Genomic DNA, 7947 nt, shown 5'->3' on the forward strand with positions numbered 1-7947 from the left:
GGCGGTTTTTGTAAACCGGAAGATGTGTAGATACCCATGCAGCGATGAGGTCGGCAGCAACACCGCTACTGCGCGTCCGGGTCCGCATCCGGATCGAGGTCCGGATCAGCGTTCGTACCGGTCCGTCCAGGCTGTCCGCCGATATCCGGATTACCCGGATCCTGGCGCTGATCGATCCCCGGCGCCGCAGACAGTTGCAGCACTTCGCTGGTGTAAGCCCACTCCTTCTCCACAGCAGCCGGGTCGTCGTTCAGATGGGTGCCGTAGCTGGGGATGATCTGCTTCAGCTTGTCCTGCCAGGCCGGCGATTCCATGCGGTCCTTGAACACCTTCTTCATCAGGTCGAGCATAATCGGCGGCGCGGTGGAGGCGCCTGGCGAAGCGCCGAGCAGGCCGGCGATGCTGCCGTCCTTGGCCGCGACCACTTCGGTGCCGAGCTTGAGCACACCCCCCAGTTCCGGGTCCTTCTTGATGATCTGCACCCGCTGCCCGGCCTGCCACAGCCGCCAATCTTCCTTCTTCGCATGGGGGAAGTAGGTCTGCAGGGCGGCGAAACGGTCATCATCGTTCTGCATCAACTGGCCGACCAGGTACTTGACCAGGTCGAACTCGCGCACCCCGACCCGCACCATCGGCCAGACGTTGTGCGGCGACATGCTGGCGAACAGGTCAAGCAGCGAGCCTTCCTTGAGGAACTTGGTGGAGAAGGTGGCGAATGGGCCGAACAGGATCACCCGCTTGCCATCCAGCACCCGGGTATCCAGGTGCGGCACCGACATCGGCGGCGCGCCGGTGGAGGCGATGCCGTAGGCCTTGGCCATATGCTTGAGAGCGATGTCCTGGTTGTCGGTGACCAGGAACGAACCACCCACCGGGAAGCCGGCGTAATCCTTGGCTTCCTCGATACCGGACTTCTGCAGCAGCGGCAGTGCCGCGCCACCGGCACCGATGAACAGGAACTTGGCGTCGGTGCTGGTCTTGCTGCCATCCTTGAGGTTCTTGTACTCGACCCGCCAGGAGCCGTCGGCGTTGCGGGTGATGTCCTCGACCTCACTGTTGAGCTTGAGACTGAAGTTCTGCTGCTTTTGCAGGTAGCCCACGTACTGCCGGGTGATCTCGCCGAAGTTGACGTCGGTGCCGATCGGCGTCCAGGTCACCGCCAGCTTCTGCTGCGGATCGCGGCCTTCCATCATCAGCGGCACCCACTTGCGGATCTGCTCGTGGTCTTCCGAGTACTGCATCGGGCGGAACAGCGGGCTTTTCTGCAGGGCCTCGTAACGGCGCTTGAGGAACGAAATGTTGTCATCGCCCCAGACGAAGCTCATGTGCGGCGTGGAGTTGATGAACGAGCGCGGGTTGTTCAGCACCCCGTTCTTGACCTGCCAGGCCAGGAACTGCCGGGTGATCTGGAACGACTCGTTGATCTCCACCGCCTTGGTGATATCGATCTTGCCGTCCTTCTCCGGGGTGTAGTTCAACTCGGCCAGGGCCGAATGCCCGGTCCCCGCGTTGTTCCAGCCGTTGGAGCTCTCCTCGGCGACCTTGTCCAGGCGCTCGACCATCTCCATCGACCAGCCCGGTTCCAGCTCGTTGAGCCAGATCGCCAGGGTCGAGCTCATGATCCCGCCGCCCACCAGCAGCACGTCGACCTTCTTCGGCTCGGCGGCCTGAACGCCGGTGAAGCTGCATGCCAGCGCAAAGCCGACCAGCGCGCCTCTCCATTTGATCCTGCTATTCATCATTTCTCCCACGAGGCGAGCCTCGATGTGATTGGCGTGAGTTCCCTGCCCGATGGACCGACTACCCGCCCTTGTGCACGCAAGGCGCGAGGCACGACGGCGGACGCAGGTGTTCGAGGCCCGCCATCGACGAACAGTTCAAAGGTTAGCTGAGGTGTCGAGAGATGCGCATTGCCAAGGCAGCGCGCAGACAGCCGCTACCGGGAATGACGAAACAGCAGGAACGATCTTCAGGCCGGACGGGCGATAGAACCAGGCTGTGAAGAGCGTAGATGAACCGCTTGTAGGGCTCGGTCTGGGCCTGACACAAGCTGGCGGCGACGCACAACAGCAGGACGATGATGGAACGGATGGCAGATGAACAATCCCTGATGCCGGCGCGTTAACGAATACCCCGGGGCGCGGCCGAGGGGCACGGGCTCAGCGCCAGAGAGACACGAACCAGTCAAATTGTCCCCTGCGGTCACGGGAGAACAATGCCCAGCACACCGCCGGCAGCGCCACCAGGAGCAGTGCACCACCAATCAGGCCATAGCGCAGCGACGCCTCGGGACGATCGGGAACGGCCCGCAGGGACAGCATGATCACCCCGCATACCAGCACTGTCAGCAGATACAGCACGACGACCCGCCAACAGTAACCCCAAACGCCGATATTCACCGTGATATCGGCGGTGATCTTCGCCTGGTCTCCCCGCACAAGGTAGATCGACTGCACAGCCCGGAACGGGATGACAATGCAGAACATGGCATCCACCCACCATCGGCCCGGCTCGAGCCCCTCCCCCGGACGCAGCCATAGGAACAGCAAGGAGATGCCGATCAACAGGGCGACCGTCCTGGCTCTGACCGGGTCCATGGCGAAGCGTTCCTTGGTTGGGTCAGCCATGCACCACCCCTGCATCCACTGCCGGCTCACTGAGCACCACGTTTGCACGCAGACGCTGGGTGGCGTGAAGGCGCTTGACCAGTTTCATCGTGACCAGAGCAAGGGCAACCAGCACCACGTTGATGACGAGGGAAAACAGGATGAACAGCGCTGCGGTCGGAAGATCGGCTTGATACCGGGATTGGTAGGGCACCGAAATAACGAACAACAACGTCATCAACGCCAAGATGGTCAGGAACAAGGCCCACCAGCAACGCAGCAACCACAGCCCACGGACGGCATGGGACGGCACGGCTGTATGACTCACCTGCCAGATCTCGCACATGACCCGATACGGTCTCCACAGGTTCAGCAGGGGAATGAAAAAGCTCCCCACCGCCGCTCCAGGGGTATAGCGCAGGGAGTTGCCTGCGGCGAACTGCCAGGCATTGGAACTGACCCGATACACCCACCTGAGCATCAGCCCTCCCAGGATCACGAAGTCGATCCGGAAAAGTACGCCCACTGTGTTTTGGAGAGATTCATTGCTGTCTGCTTTCGCGGCGAACATTTCCTCGCTCAGGTAACCTCCTGCGTCGGCCACCCCCGACAATTGCAAGGTGCCGATATCGGCCATGCAGGAAAGCACGGCAACCGCGATCAGCACGTAGAGAAACGCGACCACCCATTTGTTCAGGGCACCCAGGTCCTTGTAGCCCTGTACCTGGTAGACGACCGGGTCCATCGCCGCTTCCAGTGCGTGTTTTTTGCGCAGATGACGGGAGACCAGCCACGCTGGCAGCATCAGCACGGTGTATGCAGCCAGCCACTGCCCCAACCAATGGGGACGATCGGCCGGCAGGACGTTGTCCGTATCGAAGATTTTCAAGAGCTGGAGGACGCAGGGCACGATCAGGATGAACAACCAGATACGGGACAGATCGACCTTCTTGCGCTTGAAATGGTTGATCACCGCTCCCAGCAAGAGCACCAGCAGCCACAACAGCAATAGCGACGGCAACCAAAAAAAGGGCGTTTCATACACGTTCATGAGTGAACTCAGAGGTTGTTCCTGGCAAGCGCCAGGGTTGGGGGCTATCGGCTGCGCAGGGCTCCATGACCACCCGGCTCGCCCTCAGGCGCTGGGCCGCATGGACTTGCTTGACCAGCCTCAGGGTGACGAAAGCGAGGACGGCAAGCAGTGTGTTCAGCACCATGTCCGCGAGGAACAAAACCTGCATGACTGCGAAGTCCTCGGATGCCCTCATTACCGGTGTAGACATGATCAACGTCAGGCCCACGGCCGCCAGCGACAAGCCCCACCACCAGCGCAGCAACGACAGCCGCCCCGCCGACTCCGGCGCATCCGGGCCATGGTTCACTTGCCAGATTTCACGCATCGCCTGCCAGGGCTTCCACAGTTGCAGCAGCGGGACGAAGAAACAGCCCACCGACCAGCCCGGTGTGTAGCGCAGCGGGCGGCCGGCGAACTGCCAGGCATTGAGGCTTGCCCGATAGATCCAACGCAGCAGCAAACCTGCCGAAATCAGGAAGATGATCATCATGTAGCCGGCGACCCCTCTCTGCAGGCGCTCGTTCCTGATGGCTTGCTCCAGGAACAGCGCCTGACCCGGATAGGCGTGATCGTAGGTCCAGATCAGGTGGTAACTCAGACCATCGGCAACGCTCGACAACAGGGTGATCACGATCTGCGCATAAAGAAATCCAACCACCCATTTGTTCAGGTCGCCCAGATCCCTGTAGCCCTCGACGGCATACGCCACCGGTCCCGCCAAGGCTTCCCGCGCGCGTTTTCGGCGGAAGCTCCAGGACACCAGCGCGGCTGGCACCACCAGCGTTAAATAGCTACCGAACCACGCACCCAGCATGTCGGGGCGGGCATTCGGTGCGACGAAGTCCACATTGAAGATACTGAGCAGGTCGATCACACAGGGGATCATGAGAACGATCAGGAAGCCCAGGGAAAAGTCGAGCTTCTTTCTGCGGAAATGGTTGATCACCGCTCCACCGAGCAAAACCAGCAGCCACAAAAAAAACAGCAAGACAGTTTTTGTCTCATGCATATCCATGGTTCCAGGTGAGAGCACAGGTTCATGGCCCGGTATTCCGGGTCCGGACAGGAAACTCGCTATCGAAGGGATCGACACCGGCGACAACCGGGCCAGGAACGGCAACAACGATCAAGTCGAAGTCAGGGGATAGGCATGGAGGTCTTCCTTGAGCGCAGATATTTCCGTAAACAACTGCGCGGGCAATGCTATCAAATAGCCACAACCGCCGTCGATTGCATCCTGCCAGCGAAAGAAACACATCAAGAAACCTTGATCCCAGCCGCAACAATCATGAATTTTTCCTGACCCAAGCCCGACATACCCTGTGCCGGAACCTCGAGTGCCCAAAGAGGCACCGGATCTCGATAACAACTCCAATACCTGCCGAGGATCCTCCATGTCCGTTCCGTCCAATCCCGACGAGCACCTGCTCGCCAGCCATGGCTACCGCCAGGAGCTGGATCGCGGCCTGAGCCTGTGGTCGTCGTTTTCCGTGGGCTTCGCCACCATTTCGCCGGTTGTCGGCATCTACTCGGTGATGTCCCTCGGCGCTATCAGCGTCGGGCCGTCCTGGGTGTGGATCGTGCCGCTGTGTTTGCTGTTGCAACTGAGCGTGGCCCTGGTCTACGCCGAGCTGTCGTCACAGTTCCCCCTGGCTGGCGGCTGCTATCAGTGGGTGCGGCGCCTGGTGGGTGATCGCCTGGCCTGGTTTACCGGGTTTCTTTACCTGGCCGCGGCACTGGCCTCGTTGACCACCGTGGCCTACCTCGGCGGCTTCTGGCTCGGCCTGCTGCTGTTCGACGCACCGCCCTCGGCCAACGCCCAGGTCGCCTGCGGCGCGGCCTTGCTGGCGCTGGGCCTGGGGGTCAACCTGCTGGGCATCAATCCGCTGAAGTACTTCGTCAACGCCGGGATCTTCGCCGAGGCCATCGCCTCCATCGGCATCGGCGTGCTGTTGCTGCTGTTCTTTCGCAACCATTCGTTCGAGCTGCTGTTCAGCACCATGGGCGCGGAAAGTGCCTCCGGTGGCTCCTATGTCAGCGGCCTGTTGACCGCCATGGCCGTGTGCGGCTGGGCCTTCCTCGGCTTCGACGCCTGCTCGCAGCTGTCCGAGGAAACCACCGATGCGCGGGTCTCCACGCCACGGGCGATCCTGCGTTCGATGCTGGTGGTGGGCCTGACCGTGATGCTCACCGCCTTCGCCGTGACCCTGTCGTTCAAGGACCCGGCGGCGGTGGTCAGCGGGCAGATCATCGATCCGGTGACCCCGGCGGTGACCGACGCCTTCGGCGCCTGGGCCGAGCGTCCCTTCGTCGCCATCGTGCTGATCGCCTTCGTCGCCTGCGTGGTGTCGGTGCAGACCTATATCGGCCGGGCGATCTTCGGCATGGCCCGGGACGGCATTCTCCCCGCCTCGGGCCTGCTGCGCCGGGTCGACCGACGCAAGGTGCCGATGGCCGCGATGGTCGCCAGCACCCTGCTCGCCAGCCTGGGCCTGGGGCTCGGGCTCAACGCCACGGCGGTAGGAACGCTGATCGCCTTCGGTAGCGGCGGTTTCTTCTTCGTCTTCCTGATCGTCACCGCCAGCGCCCTGCATGCCCGTGTCAGCGGCCGCTGGGACCCGGCCAAAGGCGCACTGCAACTGGGCCGCAAGGGCCTGGCGATCAACGCCTTCGCCGTGCTCTGGCTGCTGTTCGAAGCCATCAACGTAGCCTGGCCGCGGGAACTGCTGGCCCCGCCCGGTGCGCCCTGGTTCCAGGTCTGGGCCGTAGTGCTGGTGTTCTCTGCCCTGGCCCTGTTCGGCCTGGCCTACCTGGCCCTGGCCAAACCCCATCGGCGTATCGCCAACAGCCTCAGCTTCGCCGGTCGCGCGGTCGACTGATCCCCTTCACTGCCCTGCTCCCCGTCCCCGTCACCGGTGTTCTGGCCGGCGGGACGGGGCATGCCTGAAAACAGGAATTCGCCATGATTCACTACTGGAACTACCCCACCGAAATCTTCTGCGGCGTCGCCGCGCTGGACCTGCTCGCGCAACGTTGCGCCCTGGCCGGCATGCGCCGCCCGCTGCTGGTCACCGACCCCGGCATGCTCGAACTGCCGCCGTTGCGGGCCGTGCGTGAACACCTCGAGGCCGCCGGCATCGCCTACGCGCTGTTCCATGGCCTGTCGAGCAACCCGAGCCAGGACGAAGCCCGTGCCGGCGCCGAAGTCTTCGCGGCAGGCGGCCATGACTCGCTGATTGCCCTGGGCGGCGGCAGCGCCCTCGACGCGGCCAAGGCCATCGCCCTGCTCAGTCGTGATCCCGAGGGGCTGGAGCGTTTCGAATGGACGAAGATGCTGGAGCACTACCCGACTCTCGGCGACTACCCGGCCCTCGGCCTGCCACCACTGATTGCCATACCCACCACGGCGGGCACCGGCTCCGAGCTGGGCCGCGAGGCGGTGCTGACCGATGTTGCACAAGGGGTGAAAAAGGTCATCGGACATCGGGAGCTGCTGGCGCGCAGCGTGATTCTCGATCCACAGCTGACCGTCGGCCTGCCGGCCAGACTCACCGCCGCCACAGGGATGGACGCCCTCACCCACCATCTGGAGGCGCTGTTCTCGCCGCTGTGTCATCCAATGTCCGCCGGGATCGCCGTGGAGGGTGTGCGCCTGGTCAAGCTGCACCTGGAACAGGCGGTTCGCGATGGCAGCGATCTGGCGGCCCGGGAAGGCATGCTGATCGCCTCGGCCAGTGCCGCCGTGGCCTTCCAGAAAGGGCTCGGTGGCGTGCATGCCCTGGCCCACCCGCTGGGGGCACGGCATCACCTGCACCATGGACTGCTCAATGCGGTGCTGCTGCCGTACGTGCTGGTGGCCAATCGCAGCGCCATCGAAACCGACGCAGCGCGGCTGGCGCGCTACCTGGAGCTGGAGGACGGCAGTTTCGAGGGTTTGCTGGCGTGGGTCCTGGAACTGCGTGCGCGGGTGGGGATCCCGGCGACCCTGGCGGAGCTGGGATTGAGTGCGCAAGATGCGGTGCTGATCGGCGAGCTGGCGTTGGCGGATGTCTCGTCGTCGGAGACCAATGCCCTGCCACTGGAGGCCAGGGATTATGCGCGGATCTACCGGAATGCGGTGGACGGGGTTTTGAACGGCTGATCCCGGGTGTTTTCCGGGGCCCCATCGTTGGCAAGCCAACACCCACAGGTCCGGTGGTGTACGCGTTCACGTGGGAGCTGGCTTGCCAGCGATGAGCATGGGTATCTACACATCTCTATCAGGTA

The 7947-nt window shown here is 63.0% G+C and carries 6 protein-coding genes; 2 read left to right on the forward strand and 4 right to left on the reverse strand.

The window, feature by feature from the left end; translation table 11 throughout:
- Positions 1-65: 65 nt before the first annotated feature.
- The 4 genes from mqo to ACODSK_RS15415 form a co-directional block, all read right to left on the reverse strand.
- Positions 66-1739, reverse strand: coding sequence for a malate dehydrogenase (quinone) (gene mqo / locus ACODSK_RS15400; protein ID WP_489017261.1), 1674 nt, complete (start codon positions 1737-1739; stop codon positions 66-68).
- Between the two features lie 420 nt (positions 1740-2159).
- Positions 2160-2627, reverse strand: a complete 468-nt coding sequence (locus ACODSK_RS15405; RefSeq protein WP_489017262.1) for a hypothetical protein — start codon at positions 2625-2627, stop codon at positions 2160-2162.
- Positions 2620-3657 (reverse strand): DUF4328 domain-containing protein, encoded by a 1038-nt coding sequence (locus ACODSK_RS15410; protein ID WP_489017263.1) that lies wholly within the window; start codon positions 3655-3657, stop codon positions 2620-2622. Before ACODSK_RS15410 ends, ACODSK_RS15405 begins: the two co-directional genes overlap by 8 nt.
- A complete protein-coding gene (locus ACODSK_RS15415) occupies positions 3644-4690 on the reverse strand; it encodes a DUF4328 domain-containing protein (protein WP_489017264.1) in 1047 nt (348 codons plus the stop codon). Before ACODSK_RS15415 ends, ACODSK_RS15410 begins: the two co-directional genes overlap by 14 nt.
- 385 nt (positions 4691-5075) lie before the next feature.
- Between ACODSK_RS15415 and ACODSK_RS15420 the strand changes: the two genes are divergently transcribed.
- On the forward strand, positions 5076-6560 hold the full coding sequence (locus ACODSK_RS15420; protein WP_489017265.1) for an APC family permease: 1485 nt from the start codon (positions 5076-5078) through the stop codon (positions 6558-6560).
- An 83-nt stretch (positions 6561-6643) separates the two neighbouring features.
- Entirely contained in the window at positions 6644-7822 is a 1179-nt protein-coding gene (locus ACODSK_RS15425) for an iron-containing alcohol dehydrogenase (RefSeq protein WP_489017267.1), read from the forward strand.
- Positions 7823-7947 lie beyond the last annotated feature (125 nt).

This window comes from Pseudomonas sp. FG98, assembly GCF_057808595.1.